14 protein-coding genes are annotated in these 15,670 nt (G+C 63.0%); 6 read left to right on the forward strand and 8 right to left on the reverse strand.

The genetic code is table 11. The features are described from left to right. Positions 1 to 75 precede the first annotated feature (75 nt). The 7 genes from JDV76_RS06810 to JDV76_RS06840 form a co-directional block, all read right to left on the reverse strand. Positions 76 to 702, reverse strand: coding sequence for a TIGR03085 family metal-binding protein (locus JDV76_RS06810; protein WP_198736098.1), 627 nt, complete (start codon positions 700 to 702; stop codon positions 76 to 78). A gap of 76 nt (positions 703 to 778) precedes the next feature. Further along, complete coding sequence (locus JDV76_RS06815; protein ID WP_198736099.1) at positions 779 to 2,899, reverse strand: ribonuclease J; 2,121 nt, start codon at positions 2,897 to 2,899, stop codon at positions 779 to 781. A gap of 2 nt (positions 2,900 to 2,901) precedes the next feature. Next, positions 2,902 to 3,807 (reverse strand): 4-hydroxy-tetrahydrodipicolinate synthase, encoded by a 906-nt coding sequence (dapA, locus tag JDV76_RS06820; RefSeq protein WP_198736100.1) that lies wholly within the window; start codon positions 3,805 to 3,807, stop codon positions 2,902 to 2,904. A 92-nt stretch (positions 3,808 to 3,899) separates the two neighbouring features. Further along, on the reverse strand, positions 3,900 to 4,652 hold the full coding sequence (thyX, locus tag JDV76_RS06825) for an FAD-dependent thymidylate synthase (RefSeq protein ID WP_198736101.1): 753 nt from the start codon (positions 4,650 to 4,652) through the stop codon (positions 3,900 to 3,902). 52 nt (positions 4,653 to 4,704) lie between these two features. Continuing rightward, the gene (gene dapB / locus JDV76_RS06830) at positions 4,705 to 5,469 is read right to left on the reverse strand and encodes a 4-hydroxy-tetrahydrodipicolinate reductase (protein WP_198736102.1); all 765 of its coding nucleotides are present in this window, start codon (positions 5,467 to 5,469) and stop codon (positions 4,705 to 4,707) included. 289 nt (positions 5,470 to 5,758) lie between these two features. Continuing rightward, positions 5,759 to 8,005, reverse strand: coding sequence for a polyribonucleotide nucleotidyltransferase (locus JDV76_RS06835; RefSeq protein ID WP_198736103.1), 2,247 nt, complete (start codon positions 8,003 to 8,005; stop codon positions 5,759 to 5,761). A 383-nt stretch (positions 8,006 to 8,388) separates the two neighbouring features. Further along, positions 8,389 to 9,357 carry a sugar-binding transcriptional regulator gene (locus JDV76_RS06840; protein ID WP_198736104.1) on the reverse strand — a complete coding sequence of 323 codons (969 nt, stop codon included), beginning with the start codon at positions 9,355 to 9,357 and terminating at the stop codon, positions 8,389 to 8,391. A 198-nt stretch (positions 9,358 to 9,555) separates the two neighbouring features. On the opposite strand from JDV76_RS06840, the gene JDV76_RS06845 reads away from it, so the two are divergent. From JDV76_RS06845 to JDV76_RS06870, 6 genes are read left to right on the forward strand one after another with little or no spacing between them, the layout of a single operon-like run. Continuing rightward, positions 9,556 to 10,545 carry a phosphotriesterase family protein gene (locus JDV76_RS06845; protein ID WP_198736105.1) on the forward strand — a complete coding sequence of 330 codons (990 nt, stop codon included), beginning with the start codon at positions 9,556 to 9,558 and terminating at the stop codon, positions 10,543 to 10,545. A gap of 2 nt (positions 10,546 to 10,547) precedes the next feature. Continuing rightward, positions 10,548 to 11,198, forward strand: a complete 651-nt coding sequence (locus JDV76_RS06850) for an orotidine 5'-phosphate decarboxylase / HUMPS family protein (RefSeq protein ID WP_198736106.1) — start codon at positions 10,548 to 10,550, stop codon at positions 11,196 to 11,198. Further along, a complete protein-coding gene (locus tag JDV76_RS06855) occupies positions 11,195 to 12,067 on the forward strand; it encodes an L-ribulose-5-phosphate 3-epimerase (protein ID WP_198736107.1) in 873 nt (290 codons plus the stop codon). Before JDV76_RS06850 ends, JDV76_RS06855 begins: the two co-directional genes overlap by 4 nt. Next, a complete protein-coding gene (locus JDV76_RS06860; protein WP_198736108.1) occupies positions 12,064 to 12,741 on the forward strand; it encodes an L-ribulose-5-phosphate 4-epimerase in 678 nt (225 codons plus the stop codon). The genes JDV76_RS06855 and JDV76_RS06860 overlap by 4 nt, the downstream gene beginning before the upstream one ends. Next, complete coding sequence (locus tag JDV76_RS06865) at positions 12,734 to 13,678, forward strand: sugar kinase (RefSeq protein WP_198736109.1); 945 nt, start codon at positions 12,734 to 12,736, stop codon at positions 13,676 to 13,678. The genes JDV76_RS06860 and JDV76_RS06865 overlap by 8 nt, the downstream gene beginning before the upstream one ends. Positions 13,679 to 13,707: 29 nt before the next feature. Continuing rightward, on the forward strand, positions 13,708 to 15,063 hold the full coding sequence (locus tag JDV76_RS06870) for an MFS transporter (RefSeq protein WP_232958951.1): 1,356 nt from the start codon (positions 13,708 to 13,710) through the stop codon (positions 15,061 to 15,063). Positions 15,064 to 15,399: 336 nt separating this feature from the next. On the opposite strand, the gene rpsO is transcribed toward JDV76_RS06870, so the two are convergent. Further along, the gene (gene rpsO / locus JDV76_RS06875; protein ID WP_198736110.1) at positions 15,400 to 15,669 is read right to left on the reverse strand and encodes a 30S ribosomal protein S15; all 270 of its coding nucleotides are present in this window, start codon (positions 15,667 to 15,669) and stop codon (positions 15,400 to 15,402) included. Position 15,670 lies beyond the last annotated feature (1 nt).

The following is a 15,670-nucleotide window of genomic DNA, read 5'->3' on the forward strand; positions in this document are numbered from 1 at the left end:
GTAACAGGTGCCACACCGGAACGCGGTTGAGAAGGTTACCGCTTCCCTCCCCCCCCCGCCACACGGCAGTCCCTCTCAGATACTCGTGAACCGGATCCTGTCCCGGTCGCCGGTCACCTTCACAACCGCTTCCTTTCTGCCGAAACAAAAAAGCAGGAGCTCACCCGCGAAACCGGATACACGGACGACATCCGACCCGTAGCTGGCGACACCGCGGCGCTCCGCGGCGACGATCGACGGGGCTCCGTCAGGATCGAGGATCACCGGCCCTTCCGACCCCCGGAGCAGCCGGGCACCGAACCGGCGGAGAACGGTCAGCAGAGCCTGCGCGTCGTCGGTTCCGAAGATGCGCGGCTCCCAGCCTTCGCGGGCACGCCGCACATCCTCGTGGTGGATGAAGTGCTCCCCGACATTCAGCTGGGTGTCGAGAAACCGCAGTGGGCTGAGTCGTGACGGACCGGAGACCCATTGCCGCACGATGTCCGCGTAGTCGCGTGATCCGACCTGCTCGCTCACCGAGCGGAGATGACCGTGGAGCGCAGGCAGGAACATGCCCGCGGCCGCATCTGGACGGTTCTCCCGGACGAGCAGATGGATCGCCATGTCCTTCGTGGTCCACCCCTCACAGAGGGTTGGTGCGTCAGGGCCGAGTTCGAGGAGGAGTGAGCCGAGTGCGGCCCGTTCGGATGCGGCAAAAGTCATGGCCCCAGCCTAGTCGTACCGGTTCGGTGGACCGATTCGACAGGGCCGGGGCCATGCCAGTGATCATCGTGGCGGATCAGCGGGTCTCGCGGGCCTTCTGGACAGCCTCGTCCGGGACCGGGCTGTGGCTATCGGAGCTCATGGGAACGACGGTCGGGATGACCATCGGCTTGCGACGCCACTTTTGCTCCACGAAGCGGGACACCTTGCGACGCAGCTGCCGGACCATGCGGTAGGGATCGTTCTCGCCTTCACCGGCGAGCTGACGCATGGTGTTGTCGACCAGTTCGGTGATCTCCGGCATCATCGCCGTCGCATCCTCCGAGAAACCCTTGGCCTGAACGGTCGGACGTTCCAGCGGGCGTCCCGTGCGATTGTCGATGACGACGGTGATGGAGATGAGACCACCTTCGCCCATCTCAGTACGGTCCGCGAGCACCTCATCGTCGATGTCACCCATCGTGACACCGTCGACGTAAAGGTTGCCGATCGGGATCTGACCGACGACCTCGGCCTTACCATCGACGAGGTCGACGACGACACCGTTCTGCGCAAGCATGACACGCTCGCGGTCGACGCCGGTCGACACAGCCAACTCCTTGTTCGCACGGAGATGACGCCACTCACCGTGGACGGGCATGGCGTTCTTCGGGCGAACAGCGTTATAGAGGAACAACAGCTCACCGGCGTATCCGTGACCGGAGGTGTGCACTTTCGCGTCTTTGCCCGTGATGACGGTGGCACCGATCTGAGCGAGCATGTTTATAACTCCGAACACCGCCTCCTCATTGCCGGGGACGAGCGATGACGAGAGAATGATCAGATCACCGTCTCGAACGGTGACCTGGCGGTGCTCGCGACGCGCCATACGGGACAGTGCCGCCATGGGCTCGCCCTGGGTGCCAGTGGTGATCAGCATGACCTTGTGCGGGGCCATCCGACCGGCCTCATCCATGCTGATGAAGGTTCCCTTGGGGGCCTTGAGATAGCCGAGCTTCTCGGCGATCTCCATGTTGCGGATCATGGAACGACCGTTGAAGGCGACCTTGCGGCCGGTCGCGACGGCGGCATCGACGGCGGCCTGGACGCGGTATACGTTCGAGGCGAAAGATGCGAGGATGACCCGCTGCTTGGCCTCACCGATCAGACGGCGCAGTGTCGGGGCGATATCAGACTCGGATCCGGACATACCGGGGGTCGTGGCATTGGTGGAATCACAGAGGAACAGGTCAATGCCCTCGTCACCGTAGCGCGAGATCGCCGGCAGGTCGGTGGGACGACCGTCCGTGGGAGTCTGATCCAGTTTGATGTCACCGGTGAGAAGAACCGTACCGGCCTTCGTCTTCAGCACGACGCCGAGGCAGTCCGGGATGGAGTGGTTCACGGCGAAGAAGCGGACGTTGAACGGTCCGTAGTCCTTCTCCGAGGCCTGGTCGACCTCGATCAGTTTCGGGCGTAGTCGGTGTTCGCGGCACTTCGCGGCAATCAGAGCGAGCGTGAACTTCGAGCCCACGATCGGCAGATCGGGGCGCATCTTCAAAAGCCACGGAATGGCGCCGATGTGATCCTCGTGGCCGTGGGTGATCACCAGTGCGTCGATGCGGTCGAGTTTGTCCTCGAGGTACGAGAAGTCTGGCAGGATCAGGTCAACGCCGGGCTCACCGGAGGAAGGGAAGAGCACGCCGCAATCCACGATGAGGATGCGGTTGTTATACTCGAAGACCGTCATGTTGCGGCCGATCTCCGAAATACCGCCGAGCGCGATAACACGGAGGCCGTTCTTCGGCGGCTTCGGGGGCTCCGGGAGACGACGGGTGAGGTCTGCTCCCTGCATCGACTTGACGACGTTCCGGCCGTTACCTGCGGAGCTGTTGCGGCTGTTGCCGCGGTTGCCCTGGGCACGTTCGTTACCGCTGCCGTTGTTGCTGCGGTTGCCACCTCCGGAGTTATTGCCACGTCCACGGCGGTTACTACCGGAGTTCCGGTCGTTACCTCCGCTGCGATCATCCTTACGGTTGCCGCGTGCCTCGTTCTGCGAACCGGCATCGGACTTCCTGGTGCCCCGGTTGTCGGTTCCGGCATCACCCTCCGCGCCTTCGGCTGCGGGGGTGGGCTGCTCGGGGGCCTTGAACTCGGGGGCCTCCGGCGGACCCGCCTTGCGGGTCACCTTCCGGGATCGATTACGGGTGTCAGACATATTTATAGGACTCCAGCCTGTTCTAAATCGGTGCGGAGTTCCCCGAGCTGCGCCTGATCCACGGGGATCTGCGGCAGCCGGGGTTCTCCGGCGTCGAGGCCCTGCAGTCGCAGGGCCCCCTTTGAGAAGCTGACTCCACCCAGGCGTGCCTGGGCGCGGATCAGCGGGGAAAGTTTATTGTTGATTGCCCGCGCACGGACGAGATCGCCTTCGGCGAAACTCGTGTGCAGCTCGCGCAGTTGGCGAGCGGCGACATGCCCGATCACCGAGATGAAACCGGTGGCCCCCAGCGACAGCCAGGGGAGGTTGAGCGGATCATCTCCCGAGTACCAGGCGAGACCGGTCTCGTTGATCAGGGGCGTGGCGGCGGCGAGGTCACCTTTGGCATCCTTGACGGCCACAATCGTGCGGTGTTCAGCCAGACGTCGAATGGTATCAGATTCAATCGGTATCACCGAACGGGGCGGGATATCGTACAGGCATACCGGAAGATCGGTGGCGTCGGCGACGGCGACGAAGTGCCGGTAGATGCCCTCCTGCACCGGTTTCGAGTAGTACGGTGTGACCACGAGCAGCGAGTCAGCTCCCGCGTCCGCGGATGCCTTCGCGAGGGCGACAGAGGCCGCGGTGTCATAGCTTCCGGCTCCGGCGATGATCTTCGCTCGATCGCCGACCTCGGCTTTGACCTCGCGCAGCAGGGTGAGCTTCTCATCGACGGTCGTCGTCGGAGACTCTCCGGTGGTGCCGGCGAGAACGAGGGCGTCGCACCCCTCGTCGACGAGGTGTGCGGCGAGGCGGCGACCGGTTGCGATGTCAAGGTCACCGTCACGGTTGAAAGGGGTGACCATTGCGACGGCTACGGTGCCGAAGTGCTCGGCCCCGGTGCTGACTGTCATACCTGTGCTCATGTCACACGAGGTTACCCGGTCAGCTGACCGTGCCGGGCATTGCGGCCCCTCCGGCGTGTGGCACCGGCCCCTTGGATCAGCTGATCCGGCGGTCAGAAGTCGGTCACGTACGGGCTGACCGCCATCTCGGACCCGTCCGAGACCGTGACGATGTCGAAGTCTCCGAAAATGGTCGGGGCTATCCCCTGGAGCAACCGGAGACATTCGACGGCGACAGTCCGAATCTCGATGTCGGCATGCTCGGTCGCCCGCATCCCGATGAAATGGCGCCAGGCCCGGTAGTTTCCGGTCACGACGATTCGGGACTCCGTCGCGTTCGGGAGAACCGCCCGGGCCGCCTGCCGCGCCTGCTTCCGACGCAACAGGGCGTTCGGCTCGTCCACAAGCTTCTCCTCAAGTGCCGCGAGCAGCTCGTTGAATGTGAAACGTGCCTCATCAACGCCCTGCATGAAGAGCCGGGTGAGTTCCTCATCCTCGGCGATCAGGCGCGGGACCACCACCTCGCTCTGCTCCGAGTGCACGAAGCGCTGAGAGAGCTGGGAGAAAGAAAAGTGCCGGTGTCTCACGAGCTCGTGGGTTGCGGATCGCGAGATTCCCCGGATGTACATGGTCGCGCTCGAGTGCTCGAACAGCGCGGTGTGACCGACCTCCATGATGTGCCGCAGGTACGCGGCGTTCGACGCGGTCCGCGGGTTCGGCTTGTCGAATGTCTCGTAGCAGGCGCGCCCGGCAAACTCGGCGAGAGCTTCTCCGTCTGCGGCGTCAGTCTCCCAATCGATATCCTCGGGCGGTGTGAAGGTGGTGTGCGCAATCAACTGCACCTTCAGGTCCACGGGTCGGGCCACGGAACGTGTCTCCTCGTTTTGATTCGGGTGAAGCGGGGTACAGGGGGCAGGGTCAGAGATCGAGGAAGTTCTCGAGCCCGACGGTGAGACCGGGGAACTCATGGATCCGCCGGATACCGACCAGGACACCGGGCACGAAGCTCGTTCGGTCGTACGAGTCCTGCCGGATGGTCAGCGACTGCCCCTGGGAGCCGAAAATGACCTCTTCGTGGGCGACCATTCCGGTCATCCGAACCGCATGTACCTTGACCCCTTCGACATCCGCTCCCCGGGCACCGTCGAGGGACTGATCGGTGGCATCGGGTTGCGCTCCCAATCCCGCGTCCCGGCGGGCTGCGGCGATCCCCTCTGCGGTGTGGATCGCGGTGCCGGAGGGGGCATCGAGTTTGTTCGGGTGGTGGTACTCGACCACCTCGGCGGAGTCGAAGAACCTGGCTGCCTGCTTCGCGAACTCCATGGTCAGTACGGCGGAGATCGCGAAGTTCGGGGCGATGAGGACACCGACGCCCTCGTGGTCCGAGTCGGCGATCCACGTACTCACCTGCTCAAGACGTTCCGGTGTGAACCCCGTCGTTCCGACGACACAGGAGATCCCGTTGCTGATGCAGAACTCGAGATTGCCCATCACGGCCGAAGGCGCGGTGAAGTCGACGATGACCTCGGCACCGGCATCGACCAGTGCACGGAGAGCGTCCTCGCGGTCGATCTCCGCGACTAGTTCGAGGTCCGCCGCGTCACGGATCCCCTCTACCACCGCCTGTCCGACGCGGCCGCCGGCTCCGAGAACTCCCACCTTGCTGAATCCGCTGTTTGCCATATCTGCTCCTCAAGTCCTTCTCTGGGTCTCCCGGTGGACCGACACCGCCCAGGGCGCGTGGCCGCGGGCGTCGGCGCACCGTTCTCCCGGACCAGTGTAGGCACCGCGCCTGGTTGATTCTTCCCGGGGTATGTCCCGGTGGGTGGGGTGACACCGGCGGTACCGGAGGCCCCTGCCGGTTGGACCCATCTTGTACGACGCGGACCACCGCCCCGGGCGGAGCGAATTCCGTTGGGAATCCACCCGCCCGGAGCGGTGGCTCTGGTCGGCGTGTCCGCCGGGTTGGTGATTACTCCGCGGCGTCTTCCTCGACGGGCGCGAGGGAGATCTTCCCGCGATTGTCGATGTCCAGGATCTCCACCTGGATCTTGTCGGCGACGTTGACAACGTCCTCGACGCGTTCGATCCGCTTCTTGCCGCCCAGCTTGGAGATGTGGACGAGTCCGTCGCGGCCCGGCAGCAGGGAGACGAAAGCACCGAAGTTAGTGGTTTTGACGACAGTTCCGAGGAACCGTTCGCCGACCTTCGGCATCTGCGGGTTCGCGATGGAGTTGATCTTCTCGATCGCAGCGTCCGCGGCTTCCCCGGAGAACGCGGACACGTAGATGGTGCCGTCGTCTTCGATGGAGATGTTGGCGCCGGTGTCCTCGGTGATCGAGTTGATGGTCTTGCCCTTCGGGCCGATGACCTCACCGATCTTGGACTGCGGCACGGTGACCGTGACGATGCGGGGCGCGAGGGCGCTCATCTCGTCGGGGCCGTCGATGACCTCAGACATGGTCTCGAGAATCGCCAGGCGGGCATCCCGGGCCTGGGACAGCGCACTGGCGAGAACCTCGGACGGGATGCCGTCGAGTTTGGTGTCAAGCTGGAGGGCCGTAATGAGGTCCTCCGTGCCGGCGACCTTGAAGTCCATGTCGCCGAAGGCGTCTTCGGCACCGAGGATATCGGTGAGCGCCACGTACCGGGTCTCCCCATCGACTTCGTCGGACACGAGGCCCATGGCGATACCGGCAACGGGGGCCTTCAGCGGCACACCGGCGTTGTAGAGCGACAGCGTCGACGCGCACACCGAACCCATCGAGGTCGATCCATTGGAGCCGAGGGCCTCGGAGACCTGTCGGATCGAGTACGGGAATTCTTCGCGGGTCGGGAGCACCGGTAGGACGGCGCGCTCGGCGAGCGCCCCGTGGCCAATCTCGCGGCGCTTCGGAGAACCGACGCGTCCGGTCTCGCCGACGGAGTACGGCGGGAAGTTGTAGTGGTGCATGTAGCGCTTGTGGTCGACGGGCGACAGCGAGTCGATCTGCTGCTCCATCTTCAGCATGTCCAGGGTGGTGACACCGAGGATCTGCGTCTCGCCGCGCTCGAAGAGCGAGGAGCCGTGAGCACGAGGAATGAGGTCGACCTCAACGCCGAGATCACGAATATCGGTGATGCCGCGGCCATCGATGCGGAAGTGATCCGTGAGGATTCGGCGCCGGACGACGGCCTTCATCACTGCGTTGTAGGCGTTGCGGATCTCCTTGCCGCGCTCCGGGAACTCCTCGATGAGCGCAGCCTCGATCTCGGCCATGTGCTCGTTCGTGGCATCGTCGCGGTCCTGCTTGCCTGCAATGGTCATCAGCTTCGTCAGCTTGGACTTGGCCTTCTTCTCCACCGCGGCGTACACGTCGTCGGCGTAGGGCGGGAAGAGCGGGAACTCCTGCGTTTCCTTCGCGGCTTCCTTAGCCAGCAGCCGCTGGGCCTCGCAGAGCTTCTCGATGTAGGGCTTCGCTGCTTCGAGTCCCTCGGCGACGACGGACTCCGTCGGGGCGGGCGCCCCCTCAGCGACACGGGCCATGACGTCTTCGGTGGCGCAGGCCTCGACCATCATGATCGCCACATCGTCGCCCGATTTACCGCCCTTCTTTCCGGAGACGATGCGCCCCGCGACGACGATCTCGAACAATGCCTGGGCGTGCTGCTCGTGGGTCGGGAACGCAACCCATTGACCCTTCGGGTGCTTCTCGTCGACGACGAGCGCCATCCGGACGCCACCGACGGGGCCGGACACCGGCAGACCGGAGAGCTGGGTTGCAGCGGAGGCGGCGTTGATCGCCACGACGTCGTACATGTCCTTCGGATCCATCGACAGAACGGTGATCACGCACTGGACCTCGTTGCGCAACCCCTTGACGAAGGTCGGGCGCAGCGGGCGGTCAATCAGACGGCAGGCGAGGACGGCCTCCGTGGAGGGGCGCCCTTCCCTGCGGAAGAATGAGCCGGGGATCCGCCCGGCGGCGTACATGCGTTCCTCGACATCGACCGTCAGCGGGAAGAAGTCGAATCCCTCACGGGGATTGCTGGAGGCGGTGGTGGTGGCTAGCAGCATCGTGCCCTCATCGAGGTACGCGGTGACTGATCCGCCTGCCTGGCGGGCCAGCTGGCCCGTCTCAAGGCGAATGGTGCGGGTACCGAAATCGCCGTTATCGATCGTGGCGGTGGCCTCGACGATTCCGAATTCGGTGTCATTGGTGATTGTAACGTCGCGCAAGCGAGTTCTCCTTTTCTCAGCCTTCTGCTCGGCGATCTTCGGTGTCGCCGTTCATGTCTTCTTCGTGGAAGGCTCCGCACCAGGTTACCAGCACATTGGACAGCCTTACCCGTATTTTTCGATGTCCCGATACCTCCACCCCCACGACGTATGCCCCGGAACGTCAGTCCGGACCTGGTTCAGAGACCGGGCACCGGGCTCCGGAAACGCCCTGGATACGCAGCCGGAGCAGCCACTCCGCCCCTGTGGCGCAGGCGACTCCGATGACCACATCACAGAGGTATCTGACTAGACCAGGCACCCCGCACGGGGGATGGTCCGGAGCGATCGACGCACCGGATAACGCCGTACGACGTAGGTTTTCCGGCCCCGGTCAGGAGGGATCAAAGACGATAATCCAGGAGCAGCGCGGCAGTCGCGCTGTCCGTGACGAGTGCGGGGTTGACGTCGGAACGGGCAATGGCCGAAATCGCCGCCACCTTCTCCCATCCCCAGGCCACCACCAGCGGCAGATCTATCTTCTTGAGTCTTTCGGGCGCGAGGGAAATAGTCCGGTCGCAAAGAGCGGTGTGAACATGACGTCCCCTCACATCGAAGTGGTGCCCGGAAAAGTGCGCCACTACGTTGTACCTCTTGAGTTCGCGGGTTATCTGCGGGGTGACGAACCGCTGGAGCAACGCGCTGGAACTACCCTGTCCCACCGACCCGACCCCGACGACAGCGATATCCGCACGAGCCGCGAGTTCCAGGGTGGTCACCATCATTTCTTCACGACGTGCCCACCGGGCTGCGGTCGCCGAGCGCAGAACGATGGGTACGGGGAGCAACCGGTATCCCCCGCCGAATTGCGCAGCGAGACGCCGGGTCAGATCTGGTGCGTCCACAGCATGGTGCTCCGATCCACCGTAGGAACCGACCATCTGACAGACAACGGACAGCGGCCAGTTCTGCTGCGGCATTGCTTCGACCACCGCAGCAACCGAACGTCCGTTGGACAGGGCGACAACTGCCTGCCGATGGCCTGCACTCTCGATGATGTCGGCGGCGAGCCTACCGACGTCCTGGGCTGCGGTGTTCTTCCCCGAGGAGGAGGCGACGAAAACCCGCTCCAGACCAAGATGACGGCGTAGCTGGCGTTCCAACTCGAAGGACTGCTCCAGGGGGTGGTGGACCGTCGTCCGCACCATGTGGCGTTCCCGGGCCTCCTTCAACAACCGCGATACCCGTGACCGCGAACAGAACTGTTGCTCGGCGATCTCGGCCTGCGAGAGATGCTGCTCGTAGTACAACCGGGCCACGGTGAGAAGCTCTTCAACTCTCTCCCGTTCGCTATGTCCTCTATCCGCGCACATAGTTGCAACCTTCTCAATCAGTTGGTTTGCTACATGCTCCACCGTATACTTCTTTTCCTGCGAAAACAACGATATTGACGAATGGTGCGGGAACTGGTCTGCACATTTGTGCAGATTAGCACTCCCAACGCTGCTGCAGCTCTGGCAGCGTACGACGCAGGCGAAACGCCTTTCGCGTCAATTTCAAGGAGTGAAACTATGTCACAGTTTGTACGCACCATTTTCGGAGACGTGGCCCCTGAGAGTCTCGGCGTGGTCAACGCCCACGATCATCTGATCAGGGTTGGCGCTGGTGAGGTCTACATCGACGCCGACCATCAGCTGGCGGACGTCGACAAGGCCGTTGAAGAAGCCACCTACTTCGTCGAGGCATCGAGGAACTGGGCCGACGGTGGAACCGTGGTCGACATGTGCCCCGTCAACTGCGGCCGCGACCTCGATAAACTCGCCGAGGTCAACCGCCGCGTCCCGGGCCTGCAGGTCGTGGCCACCACCGGTTTCCACCGCGAGCACGTGTACCTCGAAACGCAGTCCCACTGGGTGAGCCGCTACAGCGTGGATCAGATCGCAGACCTGCTCATCGCCGACATCACCGAAGGAATCGACCGGCACGACTACTCCGGGCCGATTGTCGACCGCACCGAGTACAAGGCCGGCTGCATCAAGGTCGCCACCGCCTACGGAAAGATCACGCCCTTCGAACGCAAGTGCATGGAGGCCTGCGCCAAGGCCTCCCTCGAGACCGGTGCACCGATCAACACCCACACCACCTACGGCACGTGCGGGCTGGAACAGGCGCAGCAACTGATCGAGATGGGCGTACCCGCCGACCAGATCGCGATCGGTCATATCCAACGGAACGCCGACGTCTACTACCTCCAGCAGATCCTCGACACCGGTGTCTGGTTGGAGATCGACGGTACGTACCGCATCAAGTATCAGCCGGAATCGAACCGCATGATGGAGCTGAAGGAGCTTGGTGAGAAGGGCTACGGGGACCGCATTCTGCTGGGCACGGATTCCGGGAAACGGAGCTATCAGAAGGCCTACGGCGCAGTTACCGGAGTGGATTTCAACCCTGCCGTCGACGGACCGCGCATGCTCGATGAGGGATTCGATCCGGAGTACGTCACCAAGCTGCTGGTGACCAATGGCCAGCGGTTCTTCACCATGCGGGGAGCTGAATAGCAATGAGACCACAACTTCAGGTCGCGGTGGACTCCCTCGACATGGTCTCCGCTTTGGGTCCTTTGAACAAAGCGGTCGAGCACGTCGACGTCATCGAGTGCGGAACGATTCTGGTGATCGCGGAGGGCCTCCGGGCCGTCCGCGAGATCCGTGCTCTCTATCCCGGTAAAACCATCCTCGCCGATGTGCGGATCGCCGAGGCGGGTAGCCTCATCGCCCGCCAGTGCTTCGAAGCCGGTGCCGACTGGGTCTCCTGCGTAGCAGGCGCATCGCTCGCCACCATCGAGCAGGTTGTCAAGGTCGCCCGGGAATACGACGGCCAGGTTCAGGTCGAGCTCGGTGAAACCTACTCCGCCGATCGGGCACGATTCTGGCGGGACCTCGGGGTTCAGCACGTCATCGTGAAACGGTCCCGCGACCGGGAGGCGGCCGGAGACCTGTCGTGGGGAGACGCTGACATCCAACGGGTCAGCGAACTCGCCGAGATGGGTTTCACCGTCACCGTAACGGGCGGCATCAAGGCCAGCGAACTCGGTGTCTTCACCGGTCGCCCGGTTGGGGTCGTGATCGCAGGCCGCGAGATCATGAAGGCAGCGGACCCGAAGGCCTCCGCGCTCAACCTCCAGCATGCAATCAGCCAGGTCTGGCCATGAGTACCATCCGTCTCGGAATCTACGAGAAGGCTCTCATCAGTGGCCCCTGGCCCGAGTTCTTTGAGCAGGTCAAGGCCGGAGGTTTCCACTTCGTTGACCTGTCCGTCGACGAAACCCCTGAGCGGGCTGCACGGCTGGACTGGTCGCAGGAACAGCGAGATGCGGTCCGTGGAGCCGCCCGCGATGCGGGAGTGCAGATCGGAGGAATCTGCCTCTCCCTGCACCGGAGAATCATGCCCGGATCCGCTGATCCCGAAATCCGGGAACAGGCCCGCGAAGTGTACCGGAAAGGTATCGACCTGGCTCATGACCTGGGGGTATCGGTCGTACAGGTCGCCGGGTACTACGCCTACTACGAGGAGGATGATCCCGGCAGCCGGATGCGCTACATCGAAACGCTAAAGGACGCGATGCCGTATGCGGCGCACCAGGGCATCATCCTCGCGATCGAGAACGTTGACGGGAATGACATCTCCTCGGTGCAGGACGCGATGGCGGTGGTCGATGAGTGTCACAGTCCGTGGGTACAGATCTACCCCGATGTCGGCAACATCGCGGAACACGGCGGGGACGCGACCGAAGAATTGGCGGCGGGTTCCGGGCACATGGTCGCCCTGCACGTCAAGGATGTCCTCCCCGGTGAGCCGCGCCGGATCGCATTCGGCACCGGTATCGCCGACTTCGACGCGGCATTCACGGAACTCAAGCGACAGGACTGGGACGGGCGAATCATGCTCGAAATGTGGAATGACGATTCCCCGGATTCGCTGGAAACCTGCACAAACGCCCGGCGCTTCATCGAAGAAAGACTCATTTCCGCCGGTTGCATCGTGCAACCCCGACACAGTGAAGGAGGCAACACCGAATGATGCTCAAGGAACTACGGGAGCAGGTCTGCGAAGGCAACCTGGCGCTTCCCCGGCACGGTCTCGTCGCATGGACGGGAGGTAACCTCTCGGCACTCGCCGACTCCGGTGACCGGATCGTCATCAAACCATCCGGCAGGCTGTACACCGAAATGACCCCGGATGACATGGTGATCGTGAGCCTCGACGGGCGCATCATCGAAGGTACCCACGGGCCCAGCTCGGACACCTCCTCACACCTCGGGATCTACCGGGGCCGTGACGACGTGAAATCAGTGGTACACACCCACTCCACCTACGCGACCGCCTGGGCGGCACTCGGAGAGGAGATCCCCTGCTGCCTTACCGCAATCTCAGATGAGTTCGGAGGACCAATCCCCTGCGGCGGCTACGCGCGAATAGGAGGCAACGCGATCGGAGAAGAGATCCTCCGCAGCATCGGCCACTCACCGGCAATTCTCATGAAACAGCACGGCGTCTTCACCATCGGCCCAGGAATCCAGAAGGCGCTCCAGGCCGCCGTGATGGTTGAGGACGTTGCACATACCATGTGGGCCGCACGGCTCATGGGTACACCAATCCCGCTTCCCGAAGAGGAAATCGCGGCCAACTTTGACCGCTACACCCATCGTTACGGGACAGCCCAAGCATCCGAAGGGGTGACTGAAAATGTTTGACATCACATCCATTGGCGAAGGCCAGATCCGACTGACAGTGATCGAGGGGCGACGACTCGTCAGCTCCACAAAGGTTCTGCTCAACGCTGCATGCTCGGAAGCGAACGTGTGCGGAGTTCTCTCCCAACTCGGACGCGCCACATCATGGTGCTCAATCCTGCCCGAGGGCGACCTCGCGGAGCGTTGCCTCTCCGAATACCGCTCCGTCGGCGTTGATCTCTCCAACATGATTCGTGTGCCCGAGGGCCGGACCGCACTGTACTTCATGGAGCCCGGCAAATCACCGATGCCGTCCCGGGTAACCTACGATCGCCAGCACACCCCGTTTCGAGATATCCGGGTCGATGACGTCAACTGGGATTCCATGCTGGACACCAAGCTCGTGTTCGTCACCGGAATCACCGCCTCACTGACCGACAACACCGGTGAAGTCATCACCCATTTCGTCAACTCCGCCGCCGATAGGGGCATCGACGTGGTTCTCGACGTGAACTACCGGGGTCTGCTTTGGTCCCCGGAGAAAGCCGCAGAAGTGCTCACCCCCCTCGCGGAGAAATCCACTGCGCTGTTCTGTTCCCGACGCGACGCCGAGATCGTCTTCGGTATCACCGGCGACGGCCCCGGGTGCGCTAGGACCCTGCGCGAGCGTTTCGGTGCGACATATGTGGTGTCGACGGATCAGACGAATCCGGTGTACTACGCGGGGCCGGACGGTGAAGACAGCGTCACCGTCGAGACCGTCCCCATCGTGGATCGCCCCGGAGCCGGTGACAGCTTCGTCGCCGGTTGCCTGCACGGCTTCCTGTCCGGGGACATGCGCAGAGGTGTCGAATACGGCAAGGCGATCGCGAAGTACGCACTCACCCACCACGGTGATCTGACGAGAATCAATCCGGCAGAACTGTCCATCCCCACCACCGCAGACATCATCCGCTAGCGGATTGTCCAGAGATTAAGGATATCCCCATGTCCAACACGCCTACTGCGCCGGTGATGACTGCCGCCAGTCAGATTGACGCCGGGAAACTCACCCGGAACCAGAAGTCCATCGTCGGCCTCGTCATCACGGGCAACATCGCCGAATTCTTCGACATCTTCCTCATCGGCTTCGTGGTGTCGCTCCTGGTCAAACCGTGGAATCTCTCAGGCTTCGAAGCCGGAGTCATCCTCGCCTGCTCCGGACTCGGAACCGTGGCCGGAGCCATCCTGTGGGGCCGACTGGCCGACAAGGTCGGACGTAAGGGTGCATTCTGGTGGTGCATCGTCCTCCTCGTGGTTTTCACCGCACTGTGCATCATCACCCCGGATCGCGGCTGGTGGATGCTCGCGATTCTTCGGATCGGCGTCGGCATCGGTGTCGGCGGTCTCAACATCACCTCGATCCCCTACGTCCAGGAATTCGTCCCCGCCAAGCACCGTGGACTTCTCGCCGGTCTCGCGTCCGTGTTCATTCCCGTCGGCCTGCTGTTGGGCGCCCAGGCACAGCAGTGGCTCGCCGAGCCCATCGGCTGGCGCGGCCTGATCGCACTCGGCGTCATTCCGGTGTTCCTCCTGTTCTGGCTGGCACGGGTCCCCGAATCCCCCCGCTTCCTGCAGACCCACGGCCGGGCCGAGGAAGCCAAAGAGGCGTACGCCTGGGCCCTGATGGTTCCTGTCGGAGAAGTCGGTGACCTCCCTGAACTGAAGAAGGAAAGCTCCGCCAGCTTCAGCAAACTTTTTGAATCCCACAAGAAGTCCCTGGCACTGATCACCCTGGGTTCGTTCTGCTTCATCCTGGGTTCCTTCACCATCCAATCCTGGGGCCAGACCCTCCTCAAGGACGGTTTCGGCTACACGGCCTCTATGGTCGGACTAATGTTCACGTTCGTCTCGCTCGCGGACATCATCGGGCGCCTCAGCTCCGCGTGGCTGTCCGACATCATCGGCCGCAGGTGGGTCATGTTCAGCTTCGGAATGCTCGGTGCCGCAGGCTGCGTGATATCCGCCACGGCCTCCACGGGAACCGTCTTCTTCATCGGTATCCTCATCGCGATGATGTTCGGTGACGGTGCGTTCGGCATCCTCAACGCCTTCGGTGCCGAACAGTTCCCGAACGATGTGCGCTCGACCGGCCTGGGACTCGGCTACGGTATCGGCGCTTCCGCGAAGATCTTCGGACCGGCGCTCATGGGATTCCTCATCGGCGGTTCTGCGATCCGGCAGGATGTGACCCTTGATGCGGTGCCACCCGCGTTCTTCCTGTTCGCGGCGCTACTGGCACTCGGTGGTATTACCTACCTGTTCGCCAAGGAGACGAAGGCCCTGCAGCTGGAGAAGATCTGACCTCTCCGCGAGACGCGGTTCCCATGGAAAGAACACCGTTTTACCCGGATGCATGACTGTTAGACCCTGAGTCGGCGGGAAGGTTCATCACGACCTTCCCGCCGATTCTCCGTCGGCTCCGGGCGCATGTGCCCCGGGCGATCCTTCCCCTGCGTGCTGTCACACACGTCGAGCAGATGGCACAACGGCCAGGCGGAGCATTCAGTCATCGCGCACGAGAGTCTTTCTGCTCCGGCACCACATCTGGTGCTCTCGGCTGCGGTCGAGCTATTCACGACACAGAAAAACCGCCGACCCGGAAACCGGGAACGGCGGCTGAACGTTGTTACGAAAACCTCAGCGGCGCAGACCCAGGCGGGAGATCAGGTCGCGGTAACGGTCAACGTTGTTCTCCTTCAGGTACTTCAGCAGGCCGCGGCGACGACCGACCATGAGAAGCAGACCACGGCGGGAGTGGTGATCGTGCTTGTGGAACTTGAGGTGTTCGGTGAGCTCACGGATGCGCGTGGTGAGCAGCGCAATCTGAGCCTCCGGCGAACCGGTGTCGGACTCGTGCAGACCGAATTCGGCCAGGATTGACTTCTTCTTCTCGGTGGAAAGTGCCACG

It is taken from the genome of Corynebacterium marambiense (assembly GCF_016342275.1).
GTDB lineage: Bacteria > Actinomycetota > Actinomycetes > Mycobacteriales > Mycobacteriaceae > Corynebacterium > Corynebacterium marambiense.

Bases quoted from the DNA above. Each gene is read 5' to 3' on its own strand.
- JDV76_RS06850 (WP_198736106.1), top strand. From the start codon at position 10,548: ATGAGACCACAACTTCAGGTCGCGGTGGACTCCCTCGACATGGTCTCC.
- JDV76_RS06860 (WP_198736108.1), top strand. From the start codon at position 12,064: ATGATGCTCAAGGAACTACGGGAGCAGGTCTGCGAAGGCAACCTGGCG.
- JDV76_RS06865 (WP_198736109.1), top strand. From the start codon at position 12,734: ATGTTTGACATCACATCCATTGGCGAAGGCCAGATCCGACTGACAGTG.
- JDV76_RS06815 (WP_198736099.1), bottom strand. From the start codon at position 2,899: ATGTCTGACACCCGTAATCGATCCCGGAAGGTGACCCGCAAGGCGGGT.
- JDV76_RS06810 (WP_198736098.1), bottom strand. From the start codon at position 702: ATGACTTTTGCCGCATCCGAACGGGCCGCACTCGGCTCACTCCTCCTC.
- JDV76_RS06840 (WP_198736104.1), bottom strand. From the start codon at position 9,357: ATGTGCGCGGATAGAGGACATAGCGAACGGGAGAGAGTTGAAGAGCTT.
- JDV76_RS06845 (WP_198736105.1), top strand. From the start codon at position 9,556: ATGTCACAGTTTGTACGCACCATTTTCGGAGACGTGGCCCCTGAGAGT.
- JDV76_RS06855 (WP_198736107.1), top strand. From the start codon at position 11,195: ATGAGTACCATCCGTCTCGGAATCTACGAGAAGGCTCTCATCAGTGGC.
- dapA (WP_198736100.1), bottom strand. From the start codon at position 3,807: ATGAGCACAGGTATGACAGTCAGCACCGGGGCCGAGCACTTCGGCACC.
- JDV76_RS06870 (WP_232958951.1), top strand. From the start codon at position 13,708: ATGTCCAACACGCCTACTGCGCCGGTGATGACTGCCGCCAGTCAGATT.
- dapB (WP_198736102.1), bottom strand. From the start codon at position 5,469: ATGGCAAACAGCGGATTCAGCAAGGTGGGAGTTCTCGGAGCCGGCGGC.